At 45.8% G+C, this 23,870-nt stretch carries 28 protein-coding genes and 1 pseudogene; 1 reads left to right on the top strand and 28 read right to left on the bottom strand.

Translation table 11 applies throughout. From position 1 onward, the window contains the following. Positions 1-13: 13 nt before the first annotated feature. The 21 genes from KKC1_RS09435 to KKC1_RS09335 all read right to left on the bottom strand — a co-directional run bounded on the left by KKC1_RS09435 (position 14) and on the right by KKC1_RS09335 (position 19,516). The gene (locus KKC1_RS09435) at positions 14-259 is read right to left on the bottom strand and encodes a 4Fe-4S dicluster domain-containing protein (protein WP_192868181.1); all 246 of its coding nucleotides are present in this window, start codon (positions 257-259) and stop codon (positions 14-16) included. Further along, complete coding sequence (locus KKC1_RS09430) at positions 249-845, bottom strand: 2-oxoacid:ferredoxin oxidoreductase subunit gamma family protein (protein ID WP_088554209.1); 597 nt, start codon at positions 843-845, stop codon at positions 249-251. Before KKC1_RS09430 ends, KKC1_RS09435 begins: the two co-directional genes overlap by 11 nt. Continuing rightward, a complete protein-coding gene (locus KKC1_RS09425; protein WP_088554208.1) occupies positions 833-1,600 on the bottom strand; it encodes a thiamine pyrophosphate-dependent enzyme in 768 nt (255 codons plus the stop codon). The genes KKC1_RS09430 and KKC1_RS09425 overlap by 13 nt, the downstream gene beginning before the upstream one ends. Beyond that, entirely contained in the window at positions 1,597-2,712 is a 1,116-nt protein-coding gene (locus tag KKC1_RS09420; protein WP_088554207.1) for a ferredoxin oxidoreductase, read from the bottom strand. Before KKC1_RS09420 ends, KKC1_RS09425 begins: the two co-directional genes overlap by 4 nt. A 36-nt stretch (positions 2,713-2,748) precedes the next feature. Next, complete coding sequence (locus KKC1_RS09415) at positions 2,749-4,320, bottom strand: class I adenylate-forming enzyme family protein (protein WP_088554206.1); 1,572 nt, start codon at positions 4,318-4,320, stop codon at positions 2,749-2,751. A gap of 44 nt (positions 4,321-4,364) precedes the next feature. Further along, a complete protein-coding gene (locus KKC1_RS09410) occupies positions 4,365-5,183 on the bottom strand; it encodes an acyl-CoA dehydratase activase (protein ID WP_088554205.1) in 819 nt (272 codons plus the stop codon). Positions 5,184-5,298: 115 nt separating this feature from the next. Next, positions 5,299-6,390 (bottom strand): hydroxymethylglutaryl-CoA lyase, encoded by a 1,092-nt coding sequence (locus KKC1_RS09405; RefSeq protein ID WP_192868169.1) that lies wholly within the window; start codon positions 6,388-6,390, stop codon positions 5,299-5,301. A gap of 271 nt (positions 6,391-6,661) precedes the next feature. Further along, on the bottom strand, positions 6,662-7,072 hold the full coding sequence (locus KKC1_RS09400; protein WP_088554203.1) for a MaoC family dehydratase: 411 nt from the start codon (positions 7,070-7,072) through the stop codon (positions 6,662-6,664). A gap of 72 nt (positions 7,073-7,144) precedes the next feature. Then, the gene (locus tag KKC1_RS09395; RefSeq protein ID WP_088554202.1) at positions 7,145-7,549 is read right to left on the bottom strand and encodes a cobalamin B12-binding domain-containing protein; all 405 of its coding nucleotides are present in this window, start codon (positions 7,547-7,549) and stop codon (positions 7,145-7,147) included. A 38-nt stretch (positions 7,550-7,587) separates the two neighbouring features. Then, positions 7,588-9,273 (bottom strand): acyl-CoA mutase large subunit family protein, encoded by a 1,686-nt coding sequence (locus tag KKC1_RS09390; protein WP_238134262.1) that lies wholly within the window; start codon positions 9,271-9,273, stop codon positions 7,588-7,590. Positions 9,274-9,285: 12 nt separating this feature from the next. Next, positions 9,286-10,305, bottom strand: a complete 1,020-nt coding sequence (meaB, locus tag KKC1_RS09385; protein WP_192868168.1) for a methylmalonyl Co-A mutase-associated GTPase MeaB — start codon at positions 10,303-10,305, stop codon at positions 9,286-9,288. 448 nt (positions 10,306-10,753) lie between these two features. After that, positions 10,754-11,155, bottom strand: a complete 402-nt coding sequence (gene panD, locus KKC1_RS09380) for an aspartate 1-decarboxylase (protein WP_088554200.1) — start codon at positions 11,153-11,155, stop codon at positions 10,754-10,756. 74 nt (positions 11,156-11,229) lie between these two features. Then, positions 11,230-12,528, bottom strand: coding sequence for a phosphomethylpyrimidine synthase ThiC (gene thiC, locus KKC1_RS09375; protein ID WP_088554199.1), 1,299 nt, complete (start codon positions 12,526-12,528; stop codon positions 11,230-11,232). A 68-nt stretch (positions 12,529-12,596) separates the two neighbouring features. Beyond that, the gene (locus tag KKC1_RS09370; protein ID WP_088554198.1) at positions 12,597-13,103 is read right to left on the bottom strand and encodes a C-GCAxxG-C-C family (seleno)protein; all 507 of its coding nucleotides are present in this window, start codon (positions 13,101-13,103) and stop codon (positions 12,597-12,599) included. A gap of 683 nt (positions 13,104-13,786) precedes the next feature. Continuing rightward, the gene (locus KKC1_RS09365) at positions 13,787-15,100 is read right to left on the bottom strand and encodes a methyl-accepting chemotaxis protein (RefSeq protein WP_088554197.1); all 1,314 of its coding nucleotides are present in this window, start codon (positions 15,098-15,100) and stop codon (positions 13,787-13,789) included. Between the two features lie 21 nt (positions 15,101-15,121). Then, positions 15,122-16,183, bottom strand: coding sequence for a flagellar motor switch phosphatase FliY (gene fliY / locus KKC1_RS09360; protein WP_088554196.1), 1,062 nt, complete (start codon positions 16,181-16,183; stop codon positions 15,122-15,124). Then, on the bottom strand, positions 16,180-17,172 hold the full coding sequence (gene fliM / locus KKC1_RS09355; RefSeq protein WP_088554195.1) for a flagellar motor switch protein FliM: 993 nt from the start codon (positions 17,170-17,172) through the stop codon (positions 16,180-16,182). The genes fliY and fliM overlap by 4 nt, the downstream gene beginning before the upstream one ends. A gap of 42 nt (positions 17,173-17,214) precedes the next feature. Next, positions 17,215-17,577 (bottom strand): response regulator, encoded by a 363-nt coding sequence (locus KKC1_RS09350; protein ID WP_088554194.1) that lies wholly within the window; start codon positions 17,575-17,577, stop codon positions 17,215-17,217. 18 nt (positions 17,578-17,595) lie between these two features. Continuing rightward, positions 17,596-18,210: a chemotaxis protein CheC gene (locus KKC1_RS09345; protein ID WP_088554193.1), complete on the bottom strand. Its 615-nt coding sequence runs from the start codon at positions 18,208-18,210 to the stop codon at positions 17,596-17,598. After that, positions 18,197-18,994 (bottom strand): CheR family methyltransferase, encoded by a 798-nt coding sequence (locus KKC1_RS09340; RefSeq protein ID WP_088554192.1) that lies wholly within the window; start codon positions 18,992-18,994, stop codon positions 18,197-18,199. Before KKC1_RS09340 ends, KKC1_RS09345 begins: the two co-directional genes overlap by 14 nt. A 30-nt stretch (positions 18,995-19,024) precedes the next feature. Then, a complete protein-coding gene (locus KKC1_RS09335; protein WP_192868180.1) occupies positions 19,025-19,516 on the bottom strand; it encodes a chemotaxis protein CheD in 492 nt (163 codons plus the stop codon). Between the two features lie 68 nt (positions 19,517-19,584). Here KKC1_RS09335 and KKC1_RS09330 point away from each other — a divergent pair, with 68 nt between their 5' ends. Further along, positions 19,585-20,184 (top strand): tetratricopeptide repeat protein, encoded by a 600-nt coding sequence (locus KKC1_RS09330; protein ID WP_088554190.1) that lies wholly within the window; start codon positions 19,585-19,587, stop codon positions 20,182-20,184. Here the strand turns inward: KKC1_RS09330 and KKC1_RS09325 are convergent. From KKC1_RS09325 to KKC1_RS16055, 7 genes and pseudogenes are all read right to left on the bottom strand, one after another. Then, positions 20,161-20,466, bottom strand: a complete 306-nt coding sequence (locus tag KKC1_RS09325) for a rod-binding protein (RefSeq protein WP_088554189.1) — start codon at positions 20,464-20,466, stop codon at positions 20,161-20,163. The two genes, KKC1_RS09330 and KKC1_RS09325, sit on opposite strands and share 24 nt — an antisense overlap. A gap of 10 nt (positions 20,467-20,476) precedes the next feature. Next, positions 20,477-21,262: a flagellar basal-body rod protein FlgG gene (gene flgG / locus KKC1_RS09320; protein ID WP_088554188.1), complete on the bottom strand. Its 786-nt coding sequence runs from the start codon at positions 21,260-21,262 to the stop codon at positions 20,477-20,479. A 17-nt stretch (positions 21,263-21,279) separates the two neighbouring features. Then, positions 21,280-22,038 (bottom strand): flagellar hook-basal body protein, encoded by a 759-nt coding sequence (locus KKC1_RS09315; protein WP_088554187.1) that lies wholly within the window; start codon positions 22,036-22,038, stop codon positions 21,280-21,282. Between the two features lie 2 nt (positions 22,039-22,040). After that, complete coding sequence (locus KKC1_RS09310) at positions 22,041-22,478, bottom strand: MltG/YceG/YrrL family protein (RefSeq protein WP_088554186.1); 438 nt, start codon at positions 22,476-22,478, stop codon at positions 22,041-22,043. Further along, positions 22,475-22,888 (bottom strand): DUF6115 domain-containing protein, encoded by a 414-nt coding sequence (locus KKC1_RS09305; RefSeq protein ID WP_088554185.1) that lies wholly within the window; start codon positions 22,886-22,888, stop codon positions 22,475-22,477. The genes KKC1_RS09310 and KKC1_RS09305 overlap by 4 nt, the downstream gene beginning before the upstream one ends. A 5-nt stretch (positions 22,889-22,893) precedes the next feature. Continuing rightward, positions 22,894-23,640, bottom strand: a complete 747-nt coding sequence (locus KKC1_RS09300; RefSeq protein ID WP_088554184.1) for a sigma-70 family RNA polymerase sigma factor — start codon at positions 23,638-23,640, stop codon at positions 22,894-22,896. Between the two features lie 20 nt (positions 23,641-23,660). Continuing rightward, positions 23,661-23,870 (bottom strand): annotated as a pseudogene (locus KKC1_RS16055) (hypothetical protein); the annotation flags it as partial.

Below are 23,870 nucleotides of genomic sequence, written 5' to 3'. Positions count from 1 at the left end.
TTAGCAGTACAAATTACCGTCTTTTTTCCACCAAAATGGCACAATCAGGGCATACAATCTGACATAGGCTACACCCGTTGCATTCCTTTTCTCCATGCCCCGGTTCTACGGTGGGAGTACCGTAAACCCCTAGGTATTCAGACCAGCCCAGGGTTTGCCGAGGGCATTTCTCGATACATAATCCGCAGCCTTTACACAGTCCTGTAACTATGTGAAAACGAGCTTTTTCTAATTCAATGGTTCTGGTCTTAAAAGCCACCGACACCACTTGTCCCTCCTCTGAAACATTTCTGGACTAAACCTATACCTTCTTCCAGGGCTTTGTGGTTCAAAACGCGCAATTGGGGATCCTGTTGAAATCTATGCCCTAGCTTTTTCTCTAAAGCTTCTTTAGCTTTGGCTTCAGTAATCACCCCGGTAGCTTTTATTATGGTCCCTAAGATAATTACATTGAAAACTCGAGGATTTAACTTCTTTTTGGCAATTTCCAGCGCGGGTAGTTTAACCACTTCCCAAGCGTTGTCGGGTAAATCTTTTTCCACTCCCTGAATAGATGAATCGTATACAAATATGGTAGCACTGTTGACGTACTGGCGAGTTCGCCTGACTGCCCGGTCACTGAGTGCAACCACTACATCGGCCTTGTCAAATTTGGGAGACCCTATCTTTTGCCGCGACACCTGAATAAAAGCTACCGAAACCCCTCCTCTCTGTTCCACCCCGAAGTTAGGGATATAGAGGGCCTGCTTCCCTTCTTCATAAGCTGCTTCGCCTATTATCTCCGCTATCGCTTGAACCCCTTGCCCGCCTTCTCCGGCTATCACTATCTTGGTTATTCGGGACATGCCGCTACCTCCTTTTCTGCTGCGGTTACTCCTATTTCACCTACTTTGAAGTATTTGGTCATTTCTTCTTCGAGAAACTTCCAGGTGTCTCGGGCATTGGTACGCCAATTAGTGGGACAGCTCGATAAAACTTCTATAAAGGAAAAACCCTTGCCCGCAATCTGATGTTCTAAAGCTCGCAGGAAAAACCGTTTGAGCTGCCTAACATTGGCGACTGTGCCCCGGGCAACATATGCATTTTCTCCGGCTATGGCTTTAACCATCTCCGGCCCTTGGGTAGGAAATCCTGCTTCCTCTACTGTTCTTCCGTAAGGAGTTGTCTCGGTCTTCTGTCCTAATAGAGTAGTAGGTGCCATTTGTCCGCCCGTCATGCCATAATTGGTGTTGTTTATCAGGATAACTGTTATTTTTTCGTTACGGGACGCCGCATTTACCAGGTGCTGGGAGCCAATGGCATAACCGCCTCCATCTCCCATATAAGCAATACCTATCACTTCTGGCCGGGCCCGCTTGATACCGGCGATAACCGGTGTGGTGCGACCGTGGTGTGTCTGCACCGTATCGACATCAAAAAAGTCCCACGCCAGCAAGGAACAGCCTATATCACAGCCGAATACTACTTTGTTCTGAATGTTCAACTCATCAATGGCGATTCCCAGAGCTTTAAGAGCCAATCCATGACCACAGCCGGGACAAAATTTGTGCGGCTTGGAAGCCAATCGCCAGCATCTAGGCATCTGCGCCAAGGAATTCATTTACGGATGCCTCCTTTATCTTTCCCGTGCCTCAATTCGGTTACCTTAGCTACAATTTCGGCAGCAGTCACCCCAACCCCAGGTTTTAAATGCCCGGAAATAGAAGCGTTCGATCCGTAAATCGCTATCTGTACCAGTTTTTGCAGCTGACCGTAGGCTGATTCGACCACTAACAATTCCTTCACCCGGTCGGCAATTTCCCGCAGGTGCTTGACAGGAAAAGGCCTTAAGGTAATTGGTCGAAAGTATCCCGCGGCAATTCCCGATGCGCGAAGTTCTTCCACCGCCATCCGGGCAGCCCGGCTCACTACACCATGGCTTACTACAACTATCTCAGCGTCCTCTATGGCCCAGGTTTCGTATTCCTCGATTTCCCCAGCAACCGCTTCATAGTCCCTTATATGTCCGGATATTACTTCATATAGTTCTTCCTCGGTGTTATAAGTGTTACGCAGGTGAGCAGCTTCTCGGTCAATTCCAATGATACCCGGTCTTACTACATACGGCTCAGGATCTACCAGTTGTATACCTCTTAACTCGGGATCATATATTTCCAAAGGTTCCCGCATCTTGGCCTGGTATCCGTCGCCCAGAACAAAGGTGGGAAACCTGTATTTCCAGGCTGTGTTAAATGCTTTAATGGTATAGTCAAATAGTTCCTGGTGGGACGCAGTTGAATACACAACTCTCAATCCCTCTCCGTTGCCTCCAAAGCAGGTCATGGTTACTTCCTGTTGCGAATAGATAACCGTGGCTGTTGAAGGACCACCCCGTTGTTGAATGATAACTACCGAAGGAATGCGCATCATTTCCGCCATGGACATGGGTTCCTGCATCAGGGTGTTTCCGGGTCCTGCCGTAGCGGTAAAGGCTTTGACTCCCGACAGGACCCCTCCCAAAGTGGTAAATCCCGCCGATAGTTCATCCTCGGTCTGCAAAAATTTTCTTCCAAATCTGGGCGCCAGCCGCGTCCAGTAGTGCATGATTTCGTTCTGAGGCGTGATTGGATAACCATACATGATTTCCGCTCCCGCCGCCAGAGCAGCCCATGCTACTACTTCATTCCCCGTCATAAATACTTTTTTCTCGCCCTCAATAGGTTTCCTCAGCATAGTTTTTATCTCCCCCGCAAAATTAGCTACAGTTCTTTAAATCATCCGTTCCTGTCCTCTCCAGTAAGGTTCCCGCAACGATCTTTTGATAATTTTGCCGGTAGCCGTACGCGGGAAATCTTCTACAAAATCGACGCTGCGGGGACGTTTATAACCGGCAAGTTTCCCCTTGCACCACTCTAATATTTCTTCCTCCGTTGCTGTCTCGCCGTCCTTAAGCTTGACTACTGCTTTAACCTCTTCACCCCATTCTTCATTGGGAACTCCAATCACCGCTACTTCCGAAATCTTTGGATGTTTAATCAGGACCTCTTCAATCTCTGCGGGATAGATGTTCTCTCCTCCGCTGATTATCATGTCGTGTTTCCTGTCCACCAGGTAGTAGTACCCCTCTTCATCGAAATAGGCCATGTCACCCGCTGTAACCCATTCCCCATTTATTGCTTCTTTCGTTTTCTCAGGATCTTTATAATAGCCGACAAATGCCGACCGCGTCTTGGCCCAAAGCACTCCCACCTTGCCCGGTTCGGTAACTTCATTTCCTTCTTCGTCTATCAGTTTGATTTCTATCCCCGGATTAGGCTTTCCAATGCTCCGCACTTTCCTCATCTGATCCTTGTGCCGCAAAGTCGTCAGCGCACCGGTCTCGGTCGAACCATAACCTTCACTAAACCGGGCATTCTTGAAAAACTGTAATGCCGCCTCTTTAGTCTTGGTGTGCAACGGCGCGGATGAGGACCCTACGGACTGTAAGGACGATATGTCATATTTATTTTTAATTTCATCCGGCAGCTCTAAAATGCGTGTAATCATGGTCGGTACCATGGAAGTAGTCGTTACTTTCTCCCGCTCTATTATCTGCAGAACCTTCTCCGGATCGAATTTCCCGGAAGGGAAGATTACGTTGGTCCCCCCTACCCAGAAAGTTATAAGGGTGGCCCATATGCTGTTGGAATGACAAATTGGCATGATGGCTAAAAAAACTCTCTTGGATATGTCTATGCCTTTACGGTTCGCATTCCTTATCAAGGCGTTCTTGATAATGTCCAGAGTACCCCTCGTCTGGATCATCGCTCCTTTGGGAAATCCCGTAGTTCCGGAAGTATAACCTAAATAGAATAAGTCTGTCTCCTTTTGCTCTACATCATCCGGCTCATAATCCGGTTTTCCTGCAATGAAATCTTCGTAGTTAATCAAACCTTCAGGTGTCTCTTCCTTCTCCCCTACTACAATTACTCTTCCCTTGGCTATGTTTGGAATATTATCCCACTTCAAATCCTTAACAAACTCAGTACCTAATACCAGCCCTACAGAATCAGAGTTGTTTATGATATATTCTCTCTCCGCAGGCACTAAACGAAAGTTTATAGGTACGGAAACTACTCCTATGCGCGCTAAACCGTGATATATCTCCAGAAATTCTATACAGTTATGCAGGATTATAGAAACTTTGTCGCCCCGACGGAAGCCTTTCTCTAACATGGCATGGGCAAACTGGTTGGCTCGAGCGTTCAATTCGGCATACGTCACCCGTTTGTCTTCAAAAACTGCCGCTATCTTATCCGGATGCCTCCATGAGTTTATCCTTAGACCGTCGGCAAGATTCACGAGCCATTCCTCCTTTGCTTAATTTTTACAACTTTTTTGATTTTTCAGGATTTATTTTTGACTGTGACTTGGTTGCTTCGATAATTTTCCCGCGCTATTACGGCTGCTCCCAAAGCACCAACAATTTGAGGCTCTTCAGGCACCCGTATACTAACGCCTATCTTTTCTTCCAGGGCATTTACCATCCCCTTATTTTTAGCAACTCCACCGGTCATAACTATACTCCCTTCAACATATTTCTCGGCCGTCTTACTTCTTAACAAAGCATAAACCCTACTGGCTACAGCCCGGTGGATACCAGCTACAATGTCGGCCCTTGAGGTTCCTTCGGCAATGCGGGAGATTACTTCGCTTTCGGCAAAAACAGTACAGGTGCTACTAATTTCGATATGATTCTTAGACTGGGCAGCTAACTCCGCCAGATCATCTACCTTGACTTCCAAAGCGTTGGCCATTACCTCCAGAAAACGTCCAGTCCCAGCTGCACACTTGTCGTTCATCGCAAAATCAATTACCATGCCGCCCTTTCCCAGTTTGATTATTTTGCTGTCCTGTCCGCCAATATCAATGACCAGCCGGGCATCTGAAAATAACCAGTGAGCTCCTCTCGCATGGCAGGTAATCTCCGTTACCTGTTTATCCTTAAAGGGCACACTAACTCTTCCGTAACCTGTAGCTACAGTAAAATAAATGTCTTCGTAACTAAGCCCTAAACGCTCCAGTATTCTATCCATTACCCTTCGTGCAGCTTCTTTACCGCCAATGCCTGTAGGGATCACTTCATATCCTACTATTTCCCCTTGTTCATCGATAATGACTACCTTTGCCGTAAGCGAACCAACATCTATACCGGCAAACCGCATATAATTCACCCTTTTCACCAGGTCATGTTATTGCCTTCCTCCGGAGGGAGGACTTGAGAGATACAACCGGTCGGGCTTTTTCAAGCCTGGAATTCCTCCGGAGGAAGGACTTGATTTAACTGTTGGATTCCTCCTTAGAACTGGCGGCTTCGGTTATGCCTTCCGGCATAGGTCTCTGGGGGTAGGCCCAGTAGGCAGAATTATAAGGCGGAATAGCGTTCCAGTAAGTCCTTCCTTTGGGAATTCTGCCGGTCTTCGTACAGTAAGGCCTCAAGTCTCGTCCTAACACTCTTTCCAGCAATCGACCAAGTTCTAAGACCTTATCTACATCTACTCCCGTATCAATTCCCATTTCATCAAACATTACTACCAAGTCTTCGGTGGAACAGTTGCCCGTCAACTCACTGGGACAGTAATTAGGCCCAGTCCCGATTCCCGGCACTCCATCAACTATAAATGCAGGCTGACCTCCCAACTGCCCCAGGGAACTTTCAAATTTCGTCACCCCTGCCAGAAGAGCAGCCAGGTTGTTGGCTAAGGCCATACCCCTGGAATCGTGAAAATGAGCTGCATGAACGTCCTGATCGGGGAAACGTTCCCGTAATTCCGAATAAAACTCAAAAACCCGGTCCGGAGAAGCTTCTCCTGTGGTGTCGCAAGGAGTTACACTATCTACCCCTAACTCCAATCCCCTCTCAATAAATTCAAAAGTCCTGCTGATCGGTACCGGCCCTTCAATGGGACAGCCAAATACTGTAGCCAGGGCCATATCTACTTTAATGCCCACGCTATGGGCCAGCTTTATCCATCGGGGAATCTGCTCCCAGTATTCTTTGTGCGTACGGTTGGCATTACGTAAGTTATGTGTCTCACTGATAGACAGAGTAAAAGCCATCACATCCGGACCGTAACCGGCTTCTTTTGCCCGCGCTGCCCGTTCAAAAGCTTTATCAGACATACCGTAGCATTTGTAAATAACCCCGGGTTTCCTCTTGATCCTCTTTAATACCTCTTCAGCATCACGAAACTGCGGGAGATATTTGGGGTGGCTGAAGTTGGTCACTTCTACGCAGGCAAAACCTAACTCTGAACAGGCATTTACAAAGTAAATTTTGGTTTCCGTTGGTATAAATCGATCTTCGTTTTGCAGGCCGTCCCGGGCCAACAATTCAGTTATTTGTACTGACTTGGGTAGTTGTAGTTTCAACGGATACACCTCCTTTCCCCAGAAGCAAGCTAAAATCGAGTTTCAGTGTGATTGGCTCTCCGGTATGTAACCGGACCGAATAACTACCTTCACCATGATCGAGATAAATACTGTTTCAGCTATAAATTAATAAAAGCAAAGGCTGTGCCAGAACAGAAATGCCCAAATACCAAACGATTTTTTGGAATTCGTTGTTTCACCGCTACACTTTACCGGTAAGACAGTGTTGCAAGGCTGACACAGGGAAAATTCCAATTTTACGTATTTTCTGCTATTCTTTAAACATTACCAGGGCTTCACCGGTCGTTATCAATTTGCCTTCCTGATTGAAACATTCGGTTTTCAATCTTAATCTTTGTTTTTCCGGCAGCTTCTCAATTACTTCCACCCTGGCCGTAATGCTGTCCCCGATAAAGACAGGTGCTCTGAAACTTAGCGTTTGCGAAAGGTAAATGGTACCAGGACCGGGAAGTTTTGTCCCTAATACAGTGGATATGAAACCCGCACTTAACATTCCGTGGGCAATCCGTTTCTGGAAGATCGTTTTACTGGCAAAGCCTTCATCTATGTGTACCGGATTTAAATCGCCCGTTATTCCAGCAAATAAAACAATGTCTGTCTCGGAAACGGTCTTAGTAAAGGTTGCCGAGTCTCCGACTTTAATCTCCTCAAATCTTCCCATTCAACATCCCCCTCTGGATAACAAGATGGATTTTGGGAATGGCCACGGTTTGATATACCGTGGCAAAAATCCCTAGCTGGCAATCCGGCTTCCTACTTGCTTCCGGATAAAGTCAGCTATGTCCTTAATAGGTGTCTCCGGTCCGAAAACCTCTGCAATCCCCGCTTTCTTCAGAAGTGGAATATCGTCAGGCGGGATAACTCCTCCCATAACTACCAGTATCTGTTCCAACCCTTTTTCCTTCAAAAGTCGCACCACCTTAGGTCCGACGGTTAAATGGTTCCCGCCTAAGGTACTCAGCCCCACCACATCCGCGCCTTCTTGCACGGCAGCATTTACTATAGCTTCCGGAAATTGATTGCCCAGATAAACGACTTCCATACCTTCATCCCGCAATAAGCGAGATACTGCAACCGCACCCCGCCAATGTATATCCAGTCCCAGTTTAGCTATCACGACCTTGATTTTTCTATCCATAATTTCCCTCCTCAATTCAAGAAATTATCTATATTAATTTAAGTAAGTGGAAACTGCCACAAACCAAACTCCTGCCTGAATACCTCTTCTATTTCTCCCAATGTAGCATTGACTTTTACGGCTTCAATCACGTAGGGCATTATATTTTCCTGGGTCTTGAGTTTTTCTCTTACCACTTCAAGGCACTCTTTTACCTTGGCATTATCTCTCTTCTTCATGAGCGCCTCCAGCTTGGCCTTCTGCTTCTGTTCCGTTTCCGGGTAACGAAATACCTCAATTTCTGGTTCTTGCTGCTCTGACCGCATGTAGTTAACTCCCACAATCTTTTTCTTTCCTGTTTCTATGGCCTTTTGCTGTTCGTAAGCATAATTAGAGATTTCCCGGTGAAGCCAGCCGCTTTCCGTAACTGCTACAATGCCACCCCTTCTTTCTATTTCTTCGATATACTCAAAAATGCGCTTCTCCATTTCATTGGTTAAATACTCAACGTAATAGGAACCAGCTAAAGGATCAACCGTATTAACAATATTAGTTTCCGTTTGCAGGATCTGCTGGGTTCTTAGCGAAACGAGAGCGGCTTCCTCGGTAGGAGCCGAATAGGCTTCATCAAAAGAGTCAACATGGAGTGACTGGGCTCCACCCAAAATAGCTGCTAACGCCTGGATAGCAGATCTGGCAATATTATTCAGCGGTTCCACCTTGGTCAAGGTAATTCCCGCCGTTTGCACATGAAATCGCATAAGGAGGGACCTGGGATTTTGAGCCTTAAACCGCTCCTTCATCACTTTATAGAAAACCCGCCGCGATGCCCTGCATTTCGCTATCTCCTCAAAAAAGTCGTTGCACAGGTCCCAGAAGAAAGACATCCGACGGGCGAAGCTGTCTACCGGCAACCCTCTTCTGACCAACTCTTCCGCTGTAGCAATAGCATTGGCAATAGCTATAGCTACTTCTTGCACAGCGTTGGTTCCAGCCTCTCTCAAGTTATAACCGTTGTAACTGATAGAGTTCCAGCGAGGCAAGTTACGGGCAGCATACTCTACCACATCACACTGAAATCTAAAAGAATGGCGGGGAGGAAGAATCTCCGGGGCGCTTCCTATGGTAGTCTCCATCAGAAAATCATTTTGGGTCGTACCGGCCAACTTTTCCAACGGGATACCCCGTTTTTCGGCCATAACCACATACATGGCCAACAGGGCTACCGAAACACTGGGAAGGTGTGTCACGAGCGAAACAGATATTTCATCAACAGGCACACCATCAAAGAGGGCTTCCATATCCTCCAAAGAATCTATCGCCACACCACACTGTCCCACATTACCCTCCGCTTCAGGATCACTGGAATTGTATCCCCTGATAGTAGGAAGATCAAAGACGATATTGACACCCGTAGCTCCATGATCCAGCAAAAACTTTATTCTCTTGTTACAGTCCTCCGGCCCTCCGAACCCGGCCAACTGGCGAACGGTAAACAACCTTCCCCGGTACATATTGGGATAAACCCCTCTTACATAAGGTTCATCCCCTGAAAATCCAATATCTTGTAAATAGTCCAGCTCGGAAATATCGACGGGCGTATACAATAGTTTGATAGGAATACCGGATTCCGTAAAATAATCTTCATCTCCACCCTTATCTTTTAAAATTTCATTCTCCCACCGTACCATCTCTTTTTTAATTAATTCCAAAGCTTTTTCATTGAAAAGTTTAATTCTACTCACTGCTTTACCCCCTCACTTTTTTATTGAACAACCGGAAATCGCATTTTCCGGCTGTATAGTGGTATCGGATAACCATTCCCGGCAGGTTGCCCTTAGAAAGCTTGCAAGTATGATGGCAGCTCCACTATAGGGATCCACCCCTCCCTCTTTGACTCGATCTACTATTTCCCTACATCTACTATTATTTTCCAGGTATTCTTCCATTCGCTTGTTTATATTAACCTGAACTATCTCCATTAACCTTTTCACATTTCGTTGCTGTCGTCTGAGAGTACCAATATTGGTTTGCTGCAAGTAGTTTTTATGTTCCTGTATGGCTTGGTACAGTTTCTCAATTCCTCGGTTGTTAACAGCCTCCGTAGCCAAAACCCGGGGCTTCCAGCCAAAAATTTTGGCTTCTTCCACCATTATTTCCAGGTCTCTGACGGTTTCCTTAGCCCCTTCGCGGTCGGCCTGGTTCACCACAAATAGGTCGCCAATCTCCATAATGCCCGCTTTAAGCGTTTGAACACGGTCACCTAACCCGGGAACAGTGACCACGATGATCGTATCTGCCACATCCATAATGTCAAATTCAATTTGTCCTGTTCCTACCGTTTCCACCAAAACTATCTCTTTTCCCGCAGCGGCTAGTATCTCAACCACGTCCTTGGTAGCCCTGGAAATCCCCCCCAAACTTCCCCGGGTAGCCAGACTTCTTATAAATACCTCTGCCCTTTTATTCAATTCCATCATCCGGATGCGGTCCCCTAATAAAGCGCCTCCAGTGAAGGGGCTGGTAGGATCAACACAAACTACCCCAACTGAAAAGCCTTTCGCTACAAGTAATCGAACAAGTTGATAAATCAAAGTGCTTTTCCCCGCCCCGGGTGGTCCCGTAAAACCCACTACGTAAGCTTCCCTCTTCAAAGCAGCAACTGCTTTCATAATGTCTTCTTTATTAGGACTTTCATTTTCTACCAAATTGATAAGCTGGCTGATTGCCCAGGGATCGCCTCGTTGAAACCCAGGCCAGAATTTTTCCCAACTCAATAGGTTCCCCCCTGTCTTCACTAAATAGAATTGCTACAATGGAGCGGCAAGATTAAATTGTTTAACCCTATCCCACTTTAATGGAAGCACTTCCCTCCTTCCTTTCTTAAAAATCCAGAAAATTTTGTCATTATTTTCTAATAAAGCATTTACCAATTATGTTCGTTTCGTATCCTATGATGGTGCTACACTGTAGCACTTTTAATACACCGTCGGCCGGCAGGTAAAATAGAATTGACCAAATCTTTGGATACCTGTTCAATTGGATCTAAAGCATTTCATGCTTACTTTCTGGTTCCCATCGCCTTTGATTATTTTGTTTTTATTGTTAAAGAAGCAAGACTTATGCCAATGGAAAATTCAAGCAGCGCTGCACACAGCCTATACGCTGGTAATCATTTTTCGTCAGTGATAAGTCATAAAAAAATCCTTCCCGTGGGAAGGGCTTTTAAGTCTTCAGAAAACTATCAAATTTACATTTTTCTCTCTCTTCTCCCAATACCGATAATATTTTATTCCGTTGATTTACCAGTACAATTTTAGGCGTAAAACTCTGTAATTCTTTCTCCGAAAGATAGGCGTAAGAGATGATAATAATTAAATCCTCGGGTTGAACTAAGCGGGCCGCCGCTCCGTTGACACAAATACTTCCTTTACCTTCCTCTCCTGCAATGACATAAGTATCAAAACGGGCACCGTTATTAATATTAACCACCGAAACCTTCTCTCCCGGCAAGATGTCCGCAGCCTTCAGCAGGGAACTATCAATGGTAATGCTGCCTACGTAGTTTAAATTCGCTTCCGTCACCATCGCCCGATGAATTTTAGATTTTAACATGCAGCGCAACATAAGCCTCCCCCTTTTTTCTTAAACCTCCAACTTCTTCAGACTAATAATACTTTTGGAAAGACAGGATTGCTCCATCAGCACTTTTCGGCTTTTTTACCCAGATATTCTCCAACTATTTTCATGGCACAAAACTGGTTGCACATGGAACAGGTATCCCCATCCTCTGGATTGCGCTGCTGTCGGTACTGTTTGGCCTTATACGGATCTATGGCTAATTCTATTTGCTTTGTCCAATCAAGATTTTTCCGGGCTGCAGCCATTTCCTTATCCCATTCCCACGCCTTCTTTATCCCCTTAACCAGATCGGCAGCATGCGCAGCAATTCTGGCCGTTATCACACCTTCTCTAACGTCCTCTATGGTTGGAAGCCCAAGGTGCTCCGCCGGTGTTACGTAACATAAAAAATCCGCCCCTGCCGCCGCAGCTATCGCTCCGCCGATGGCAGCGCTGATATGATCGTATCCTGGAGCCACATCAGTTACCACCGGACCCAATACGTAAAATGGTGCCCCTCTGCATAGCTGTTTCTCCAACACTACATTCGCTTCAACTTGATTCAAAGGCACATGTCCCGGTCCTTCAACCATTACCTGAACTCCTGCTTCGCGAGCCCTTTCTACCAACTCACCCAAGATTATTAATTCCTGGATTTGCGGACTATCGGTCGCGTCGGCCAGGCACCCCGGCCGCAATCCGTCCCCCAGACTCAAAGTTACATCGTATTTTTCCGCAATTGACAAAAGGCGGTCGAATTGTTCGTAAAGAGGGTTTTCTTTTTCATGATGAAGCATCCAGCCGGTTAAAAAAGATCCTCCCCGGCTTACTATGTCGGCTATACGACCTCGTTTTTTTAGTCGTTCGATTACCTCCAAAGTGACCCCGCAGTGCACCGTCATAAAGTCAACTCCGTCTTGGGCCTGTTTCTCAATGACCTGGAACAAATCCTCTGCAGTCATGGCCACGATTGAACCATATTTATCTAACGCCTCTACCGCCGCCTGGTAAATCGGTACCGTACCTACAGGGACTTTTGAAGCTTCCAGAATCCTTTTACGGCAAGCATCCAGCTCCGGCCCGGTACTTAAATCCATTATCGTATCGGCCCCTGCTTCTATAGCTACCCGTAATTTTTGCAATTCTTCTTCAATACTGGTGTATACCGAGGAAGTTCCAATGTTGGCGTTAATCTTGGTAGTCAGGCCTTCTCCGATCCCGCAAGGTTCAAGACCTCGATGATTAATGTTGGCCGGGATAACTACCGTTCCTTCCCTTACTTTTTGACATATGTCCTCGGCAGAAAGCCCTTCCCGGACAGCTACTCGCTCCATTTCTTCCGTTATTCTTCCTGCCATGGCCTTTTTTAGTTGGGTCAACAAGTTCACCTCCAGTAAATTTTTTCTCTTTCTGTCAATTCTTTTTTCGGACATCCCTTAATCCATTACTAGTGACTACGCTTCCGATTTTTATCACCTGTCATTTTAGATATATTTGGAGCAGTAAAAATCTGGTTATCGGGCTCCGAAAGGTCTATTATCTCCAGTTCCCGCAAACATTCTAAAAGTATCTTCATAGCAACAGACAATATTGCCGAACACCTTCTCATATGGGTAGCACTGTAAAAATCGTTTCCGTTCAGAACCTTGCATCGACTATCTCCAAAGTAATCTATAAAACGAGAATACATTTCCTTTTGCGCTTTCTCTCTAATCTGAACCGAAAAATGCTCTCCCTTACGTTTACTGAGTAAATTTAGGATCAAGATGTTTCCCTTTAAAGCATCACACATTTGAGCTTTTCCCGCTATGATGTTTTCAGTTCGGTCTGCAGTTTTGTACTCAAGTTTGCCGTACAAGACTTCAAAGGCCTTTAATATAGCCTGCCGGCAGTTGGTACCCGTAAAATATTTTTCTATTTCTTCTCGAGCCTGTTGCAACAAGGTAACATTCATAATCTTATCTCCCCTTCTCTCTACTGCCCCACTTGACACAAGTGCCTCTGAAACGCTCTAACAAAGCTTGCAACTCTTCCGGAGATATTTTCCTTTTATAGATACCGATAAATTCCTTGGATTAAAGCAGCGTACATCTGCATCAAAAGCTCAAAAAGATGGACACATCCCTGAGATCAACGAAATCAATAACCTTCACTGAATTACCACAAAAATTGCCGCCCTTTCAAAGCCATCTTGGCCAAAAGCAAATATGACTACGGGTAACCCCTAATTAGCAGTGTTCATGAATACCCAACCTTACCGCCAGCATAACCAATTAGAATGTTAGGATTACCAGTTTAAAATTCTATAAATACCATAATCTTCTCTCCTTACTTAAATTTTTCTTCATGCAAAAGCTGTACCACATTAGTTGCGATAACAAAAACAAGTATTTTAGGGGTATACGCACGTTGTTTGTATTCAAAAATGGAAAAACAGTGTTGTAGATGTATCATAACTAAAACACTACCCATAGACCTGTTTCAAGAGCACCGATTAAACTCCTTTTAAAAAAAAGGGGATTTTTCGTTTCCCGGTCTTTAGTACATAAAAGCAATATTATTACCGGCCCTCCACTTCTTCTAAAAAAAAAGCCTCGCTATCAGGAGCGAGGAATGCTCATATTATTACATTAAACATTAAACTTTAAACTTTTGGATCATATCGTGAAGCTCTTTGGCCATATTGGTCAACATAGTAGCTGAAGCAGCTACCTCCTCGACGGAAGCAGCCTGTTGTTCCGCAGCAGCAGCTACCTGCTGGGCCCCGGCCGCGGTTTCAACGGAGATGGAGGCAATATTGGACATGGTATCAACGGCTTTCTTAGCACTGGAGGCCATCTGCTGACTGGCAATCGAGACTTTTTCAATCTGATCGTTTACATTTTTAACTGCTTCCGCAATCTCTCGGAAAGCTTGACCGGCATGCTTCACTATTTCCAGACCGCTGTTAACTTCTTCCGTTCCTGCCCGCATAGCCTCCACCGCCTGTTGAGTTTCGCCTTGAATATGTTCTATTAGAACGGCAATCTGCCGCGCTGCTTCCGCCGACTGTTCGGCCAGTTTGCGTACCTCCTCCGCTACCACGGCGAAGCCTCTGCCCTGCTCTCCTGCCCGCGCCGCCTCGATAGCTGCATTCAGGGCCAAAAGATTTGTCTGCTCTGCAATACCGGTAATTGTATCTACAATTTGTCCAATTTCCTGAGAACGGTCACCCAAAGTTTTCACTATATCCGCCGAACGATTAACCGTATCATTGATGATTTCCATTTGATTGGTCGCCTTATCTATCGCTTTTTCCCCTTCCCCGGCTGATTCGGCAGCCTGATGTGAAGCCTGGGAAGCTTCTTTAGCACTTTGGGCTACCTGTTCCGCTCCCTGCGACATATTCTTAATGATCTCGGTGGCTTCTTCAATGCTTTTGGCCTGATTATCTGTACCCATGGCTACTTGCTGGATAGTAGAGGCGATTTGTTCGGTAGTTTGAGTGGATTCATCCGCCCCCCGGCTCAATTCCTGAGCCGAGCTGGAAACCTTCTCCGCCACTTCTGTCAACTTTTTAATCAAACCGGCAATTTGCACCAGCATTGAGTTAAAACTCTTGCTTAAAGCCCCCAATTCGTCCCGACTGGTAATTTTGACGGTGGCCGTAAGATCTCCCTGTTCCGCCTTCTTCATGGCTGCGACCAGTTGTTGGATGGGCGATACTATTCGCCCTGCCAAGAACCAACCTACCAGCACCGTGAAAAGAGTACCTGAGATACCGGCCAGAATAACATTGCGCTTAAAGTCTACCAACAGCCCCCCTACCTGTTCCGGACTCAAGTCTTCCTTGGCTACTTGAAGCAGTTTGCCGTCTACGGTAGGAAAAGTATAAATTATGGTAAGAGTCCACAGCAGCACCGTAACAAGGGAAAAGGTAGCTATGACTTTAAACTTGACACTCCTTCCCACCTAAAATACCCCCTTTCTCAGTTACAATTCTCGTCTCCTCAAATTGTTAATTCTTTCTACCGGGTCTATAATGTTGGTAATTTTTACACCAAAATTCTCGTTAACCACAACCACCTCACCTTGGGCAATAAGGGTCCCATTTACCAAAATGTCTACCGGTTCATCCGCCAGCTTTTCCAATTCCACGATGGAACCTGAGGTTAGATTAAGCACCTCCTTGATCTGTTTTTTCGTTTTACCCAGGACAACCGAAATCTGCAAAGGGACATCGAGAATCAAATCTATGTTTCTGGTTCCCGCTTCCGCAGTATCCTTGTCCCCGGGGCCACCGGTCGGTTCCGGTAAGGGCTGATTGGGGGAGGACGAATAAACTGCTTCTGCCGGTTCGTCTTTGTCCTGTTCCAGGAAGGAAAGACTTAAAAGCATTTCTGCCTCTTTCTTGGCAATATCTATAGGAATAACCTGCATAATTTCACTGTTTACCAGGTCTCCTACAACCATCTTAAAGTACACTACCGCAACCTGTGCCTCTTTATCCAAGTAAGGCTGGTAAGCATCTTCATCCAAACTTACCTGAGTTACATTAGGGGGAGTAATTTTTATACTGTTGTGGAGCATGGAGGACATAGAAGTAGCAGCCGAACCGATCATCTGGTTCATGGCTTCTCCCAAAGCACTTAACTCCAGATCCGATAGTTCCTCCCGCTCAATCTTCCCGTCTCCTCCCATCATAAGGTCGGCAATTACCGCCGCATCTGATACCTTTATAATCAACAAATTGGAACCCTGAATTCCCTCGGTAAATTGAACTTCTACCACTACATAGGGAACTTCAAAGGAAGCGAGTAATTCTTCTAAAGTGGTTACAATTACTTTTGGTGTCGTAATAGTTACCTTTTGATTGATCAACTGAGATAAAGCCGTGGCTGCAGAACCCATGGATATATTTCCAATTTCTCCCAGAGCATCCTTTTCTCGATCTGTCAGTTCCGTTGCTAAAGCATCTTCCGATTTCTTCTCTCCCTCCTGCGTCTGCTTTAGCAAAGCGTCAATTTCCTCCTGTGACAAAAAAGAATTACTCATTCTTGTTCTTCCTCCTTATTAGAGAAGCCCGTTATCTGTACCGCGAGCTTTCTACCCATAACCCCGGGCTGGACTTTGTATTTGAGCTTATCCTCCACATAAAGGTCCAGGTCTTGTCCTACCGCCCGGTCCAGAGGAATTACATCGCCTTCCTGGAGCTGTAGAAAATCGCGCACCGTAATATAAGCATGACCACAAACTCCGGTGAGCTCGACAAAAGCATCTGCTATTTTCCGCCGTATACGAGACCGTTGCTCTCCTTCTTGTTCGCTATCCAGACTGGCCAACCAGAAATGAGCCGAAAGCTTGGAAATTACTGTTTCCAAGGTCAAATACGGCAGGCACAGATTGATCAAACCTTTATGGTTTCCAATTGCCGTGGACATAGTTACCACCGCAACCGTTTCGCTGGGCGAAATTATTTGGTTGAATTGAGGATTGGTTTCCAGGCTTTCAATTTTTGTTTCTATTTCAACTATATCTGCCCATGCATAGGCAAGGTTTTCCAAAAGTTTGGCGTTCAGTTTCCGGAGCACTCCCATTTCAATATCCGTAAGTTCCCTGATTTGTTCAGGCATCTCTCCCGGTCCACCAAACAAGAGATCTATGATAGGAAATATGAATTCCGGATTGGTTTCTAAGACAGCCATTCCCTTTAAAGGAGGCATCGAAAATACCGTCATGAGAGTGGGACTGGGAATGGAAACCATGAAATCTTCGTAAGTCAATTGATCGACGGAAGCCATTCTTATTTGTACGTTAGTGCGCAGGTAAGCCGACAAGAAATTAGACAGCAGACGGGCATAATTGTCATGAAGCATGAACAGGGTTCTTAACTGTCCTTTGGAAAACTTGTTGGGTCTGCGGAAGTCATAAGTTTTAACCTTGACCTCGCTTTCCTCTTTCTTAAAGTCTTCTGCTTTTACCTTTCCTGAAGACATGGCGCTAAGTAATAGATCAATTTCTGCCTGGGTCAAAACTTCTTTCAAATTATCATACCGCCTTTCTACCGAAAATCATGAACATGAACCTTAGGACAAAACCTTGTTAAGCGCCTGTAGAACCCGGTCCTGTTGAAACGGTTTTACAATGAAGTCCTTAGCCCCAGCCTGTATCGCCTCCATCACCATCATCTGCTGTCCCATAGCGCTGCACATAATTATTTTAGCTTCCGGGTCTATAGCCCGGATAGCTTTCACCGCTTCAATCCCATCCATTTCCGGCATGGTAATGTCCATCGTTACAACATCCGGTTTTAATTCCTTATACATCTCCACGGCCACTGCTCCGTTTTCCGCTTCTCCCACTACTTCGTAGCCGTTTTTGGTTAAAATGTCTTTAATCATCATCCGCATAAAAGCAGCATCATCCACAATTAGCACTCTTTTGCCCAATTCCTATCTCCCCTTCCTTCATATTGATAATCCTAAAGATTTTAAAATTGTTGAAAGAGCCTTTACTTCTGGAACTAAAAAGAAATGGCCGTCTATTTTGGTCTGGTCGTTAAAAAATCTAGTTCTGATTATTAAAACTTCTTCCGCAAAACAACCACCCTCAAGAAAGGCCGAGCTCAGGACTGCTCCCAGCATATCAAAAGCTAACGCCGGGACCGAAGGTACCAGGGTAATGTTGGTAGCTTGAGAAAGCGCAGTGAGGAAGGCTCCCGTCAATATGTTGCCTAGTTCCTCCAGCAAGGAACTGGTCATATCATTTAGTTCCCGCGTCGTCCCTATCTTCAAGCCCATCATCAAATCTACCAGAGCATGGGCACTTTTCTCGTCCAGGATAAACAAAATGCTCCCCGGCGCTTTTCCGCTAACTTTACTGATTACACAGGCTACCAACTCATCTTCCCGGCCGACCATACTGAAAATATCGTTAAAACGAATTACCCCCGCTTCCGGAACCTCCATTTTAACCATTTGATTTACCAGCTTGGATAAAGCTGTTGCGGCATGACCGGCTCCGATATTGCCGATTTCCTTTAAAGCATCGAGGTGTATGGGAGATAAATTAATCCACTGCATCTTGATTCCCCTTTTTTTCTTCTTTTTTATAAAGGGAAGGAGATATTTTGCTAAAACCTATTTCTTTGAAACCTATAATACTCTCACTGGCCCCTATACAGAGCACTCCCCCCGGTTTCAGGGACTCAAAAAACTTCCGGTGCATTTTTTCCTGGGTTTCCCGCGTGAAATAGATCGCCACATTCCGACACAGGATCAAATCGTAATTGGTACCGTACCGGTCCACCAGCAAATCATGCTGCCGGAACCAAACTCTACGCCGAATAGTTTCCTTTATCACATAACGCCCTTCTCGAATGGTGAAATAACGGTGCAACCGCTGGGGGGACACGTTTTTTACCGCATCAGGTCCGTACTCACCCGCTCTGGCCACCCTTAGTATTTCCAGGTCTACATCTGTGGCGACTATGGTGTGTTGTCCTCGGGGATCAATCTCATCCAACAGGATGGCTATGGAATACGGCTCCGCCCCGTTCGAACAGGCAGCACTCCATACCCGCAATCGCTTGCTTCGTTCCAGCAAGGCGGGAAGTATCTGCCTTTCCAACTGGGCAAATACTTCCGGGTTGCGAAAAAACTCTGACACATTGATGGTAAGCTTATCCAAGAAAAGTTTTAATTGATGCCTGTCCTTTTGTAATTGGAGAAAATAATCCCTATAATCTTTAAAACCCTGGGCCAACATCAGGCTGGTAATTCGCCTCTTCAATTGCCTTTCCTTATAACCATTAAGATCGATTCCAAATTGTTTGTATACCTGCTGTTTAAAATCAGTAAATTCCATTTTGCAGCCACCAACCAGATAAACTATTTTTTAAATTGTTTTCTGCGGCCGGCCTACAATTCGTATATACACCTCACCGTTGGCAGTGTTTAATATCATAGTGCGCCCGTAGTTCCCGCCAACATCTTCGGCCACCAGCTTTATACCTAATTCCTGTAAAACCTTCCGGGCTACCTGAATGTTCCGTTCTCCAATATTGAAGACGCTGATACGCCGATCTTTAAAAGAAAACATTTGTGCCCCGCCGGCCAGTTTAGCCTCCAAACGGTGTTTGCTAGCTCCTAAATCCTCCAGTTTCTTCACTAACAACGGAATAGCCAGGTCTGCAAATTTAGCCTTATTAACCACCTGGGAAAACTGCTTGCTATCAGGCAACATTATATGAGCTAAACCTCCAACCTTTGCCAAGCGGTCCCATAAGGCAACTCCTATACATGAACCTAAACCGATGGTCACTAAAAGTGTCGGGCTCCTGGCCACTTTAAGCTCTGCTATACCTACTTTTAGTTCTAGGTTAAAGATGTTCATAATTTCCTCCGTTATTGGTAGATTTTAACAATTATGGTATAATAATCTATCGGGTGGTCAATATGTCTTGTCCTTACTGTCAGTTCCCGGGTACTGGATCTTCCAGATTCTGTCCGAAATGCGGCCATCGGCTGACTATTCCCTTGCCGTCGGAAGAAGAAATTAATCTCTCCCAATCCCGTTACCACAACGCTCTAGGCAATTCCTATTTCCTTCAGGGATTATGGGGCCTGGCCTCTATTTTTTATCAAAAAGCGATAAACATTAGTCCAGAACTTTGGCAAAGCCACTACAATCTCGGGTGTATATACTATCGCCAGGGCAATTTATCTTCAGCCGAACATCATTTTCGCCGCGTGCTTGAGCTGCAGAGTAATTATTATCCAGCCCGGTACAACCTGGGTACTATCTATCTGAAACAGAAACATTATATAAAGGCTTTAGAAAACCTCGTCGTGGTGAAAAAGCAGGTACCGTATTTCTGGCCGAACCGGCTCAATCTTGCCGCCACTTATTATTGCCTCGGTTTATACCAGGCAGCCCTGGAAGAATACCTTGCCGTCCACCGTCACAACCTCTGTCAAGAGGAGGCCCTGAAGGGAATTAAACTTACCTGTCAGAAATTAGGCCTGAAACCGTCAACCCTTATCTCCTCCAGGTAACATTAACTTTTGTTCTTGAAGCTGTTGGTAAATCTTTTCCGCTATTCCCAGTTGGAAATTTTCAGATACCAGGCGAGCCAGTTCCATGTAATACATGTCCCGGTAAAGTTCGGTGGCTGCTGTTTCCGCGCTTCTAAAAGTCGTCCGGTCCATGGCCTCCAGTAACCTCTCAACGAGAAGGGCTTCAAACCGGCGGCATACTTTCTCCAGCTTATCTGCCTGGGAATGATTCGCTACTTCTTTATTTTTCACCAAAGCTGTTTCCGGAAGGTTAACTTTCATCTTCTATCACCTAACGGCGAATATTGTTGGCTAAAGCCCACATTTCGTCACTGGTTCTGACCACTCGGGCGTTAATTTCATAAGCCCTTTGGGCAATGATCATCTCCGTAATCTCTTCCGCCAACTGTACATTAGAACCCTCCAATACTCCCTGTTGCACAGTGCCAAAACCATCTTCTCCCGGATTTCCCTCCTGAACTTCCCCGGCAGCATCCGTAGGAGTAAAGAGATTTTTCCCTAACGGCTTTAGAGCCGCCGGATTGGTAAACCGGTAAAGCTTTATTCTTCCTATATTTCTGTTTTCTCCACCGGCACCGGTAACCAGGACTTCCCCTTCCCGGGTGATAGTTACTCCCGTGGTCCCCTCCGGCATCCGAATCGCGGGACTAAGACGGTTCCCTCCTGCCGTCACCAGGTAGCCTTCCGCATCTATTTCCAGGGAACCGACGCGGGTATAAGCCTTTTCTCCGGAAGGAAGCTCTACCCGGAAGAAACCTTTGCCACTTATGGCCAGATCCAGTTCTCTACCGGTTTCCATCAGATTACCTTGCCAAAAGACTCTACTAATTCCTTCCACCCGGCTGCCAACACCTATTTGCGGGGACAAGTAGGTAGGGTTTTCCCTTTTTACCGGCAATCCTTTTTCCCTAAGCGGCTGATAGACTAAATCGGCAAAAGTCACTCTACTTTTCTTAAATCCGGGCGTATTAACATTGGCAATATTATTGGCAATATTATCTAATTTGAGAGACTGAGCCCTCATGCCCGCAGCGCCGTTCCATAATGATCTAATCATCAACTAACCCTCCTTTCTTATCTTAACGTTCCAATTTCATTAACTGCTTTACCTAAAGCCTCATCATGGGCCTGAATCATTTTCTGGTTGGTTTCATAAGTCCTCAAAGCTTGTATCATATCAATCATCTCGGTAATCAGGTTAAGATTTGCTTTCTCCAGGTACCCCTGTCGCAGCTGAACCGGCTCAGCCTTAATCCGTATGGCTCCCGGTTCTTCTATAAAAAGGGTATGTCCCACCTTTTTCAAGTAACGGTAATCCTCAAAATCGGTTATACGGAGACGGTCAATCGTCTCTCCGTCAATCATAACCTCTCCCCGTTCGGTCACCACGAAATCTCTCGCTCCTACCTGGAGGCGACCTTTTTCGCCCAGCAGGTAAAACCCTTCAGGCGTAACCAAGAAACCTTCTCCATCTAATTGAAAAGTTCCGTTTCGGGTATACCTTATTTCTCCCTTCCTCTCTACAGTGAAAAATCCATCCCCGACCAGTGCCAAATGGAATGGGTTCCCCGTTTCCTCCCCAATCCCTTTTTGGTAGTCAGTAACAACCTGATCAACCAAAGCCCCCGGGCTCAGGTTCCCCACTACCTTAATTTCTTTCTTGCCGGCATTCGCTTCCACATGGTACAGCAACGTTTCGGAAAAAGAACTGTAAACGACCCGATCTTTCTTGTAACCCGGGGTGCTGGCATTGGCCAAATTATGGGAAATTACATCATGCTTTATTTCCTGGGCGGCCATTCCGCTGGCCGCAATATAAATGCCTCTTATCAATTTCAATCCCTCCTAGTGGGAGCGGTAAGTTCTAAAATAATATCGTAAAGGTCTCCGTCGGCAGGCAGACGGTAATCACCCGCTCTGATTTTATGACTTAGGTGTAAGAGCTTAACGAGTTCTTCAAATTTTTCTGCTTTGTCTACCACCCCTTTGCTGGCCAACAGCAGGGATATCTCTTTGAGGGTGGAACCTTTCGGAATGGTCACCTCTATTTCCTGCGGTAACGGCGGAATTTCTTCTCCTTTTTCTTCCTCCCTGCCCTTTTCCTCAAAGACAACCACTTCTTCCGGGAAAACCATACCGTACTCCCGCGCCAGTTGGATTACTTGCTGCCGGTCGGGCGGGGCGGCTTCAACTCCCAAGAAAAACAAAGCAGAAAGACATAAGCCAATACCTAATCCGAAAATTACTGGAGCCAGTTGTTTTATCCAACTCATTGCCTCCGCAAACTTAGAATTAATTCTATCTCCCCCTTCCCTCTCTGTAACTCTCTGGCAATTTCAGTTACGTCCTTCCCCTCGTCATAAGCCTTATACACAGCCTCATACAGGTTTGTCGTCTGGGCGTCCTCGAGCACGGTAGCAAAGCTTTTACTTTTCCCTACTTCTTGTATCATCCTGTCTATCTTCTTGGTCAGCAGGCTCAGAGCTCTGCCGTTCTCCTCCACCAGACCGGTTAATAATTCCAACTGCTGTTTTATTTCATCCACAGATTCACTTCCGGAGTACTCAGATTTTTCGGCTTCAAACTGATGGGACAAAACAGTTTTCCTCGTGAGAAACTGCCAGGTCTCCCGAGCAGTCAGAACGACCAAAACCAGTCCTAAAAACAGCATTCCGTAAATCATAGAATTTAACCACTTCCCTTCGGTTCCAGGGCTTCCATTTGTTCCAATATATTCCGCAGGCGTATTAAAGCTCGTGCGTGAAGCTGAGACACTCGAGACTCGGAAATTTTAAGAAGTTTCCCTATTTCCTTAAGGGTTAATTCTTCATAGTAGTATAGAGAAAGAATTAGACGGTCCCGCTCCGGGAGACGTTCAATAGCCTCCGCTAAAAGTTTTTTCATTTCTTTTTCTTCCTGAACAGTTTGCGGGTCCGGACTTTGTTCATTGGCAATAGTTCCGGTCACGATCTCTTCCAGGGAAACTAAAGAAAGGTAGTTAACTTGCGCCAAAGTTTTCTCAACTTCGGCTACCTCCATCCCTAAAAATTCAGCTACTTCCCTGTCATCGACCTCGCCCCGTTCTTTTTCCAATTGATTATAAGCTTCACTGACCTTCTTGATGCGTTCCGTTACCGTTCGGGGCAACCAGCTGCTCTGGCGAAGTTCATCAATAATCGCTCCTTTTATCCTTTGACGGGCGTAGGTCTCAAACTTGGTGCCCTTCCGGGAATCGTACCGCTTAACGGCGTCAATCAAGCCGAAAATGCCGTAGCTTATCAAATCTTCCCGTTCGATAAAGTTGGGGGTTTTTAGTCTAAGATGGTCTACAATATGGCTCACCAGCGGCAGATACTCTATGATCATTTCTTCCCGCATCTCTTTCTTCTGTTTCCCGTTTTCTTTGTAGGTCTTAACTCCTGCCCCTGTCTCCATTCTTCAGAACGCCCCTTCACTCAAATATCCAGCCGGTGCCGCTCGAGCATTTTCCGAAAAATATATCCTATCAGGTGATCCCTATCTCTTTCCCTAATAACTTCAAAAGCAATTCCTGTCTTGTAGCGCCCGGGGTTGCGGTCGAGTTTTTCGGAGGGTCGGACAACCCGCCCCAGACAGAGGATAGTCATCTCATCCTCCCTGCGGGGAATAATAAACTTTAACAGAAG

Origin of the sequence: Calderihabitans maritimus (genome assembly GCF_002207765.1) — a bacterium.
Classification (GTDB): Bacteria; Bacillota; KKC1; order Calderihabitantales; family Calderihabitantaceae; genus Calderihabitans; species Calderihabitans maritimus.
This window is presented reverse-complemented; position numbering and strand designations above follow the sequence as displayed.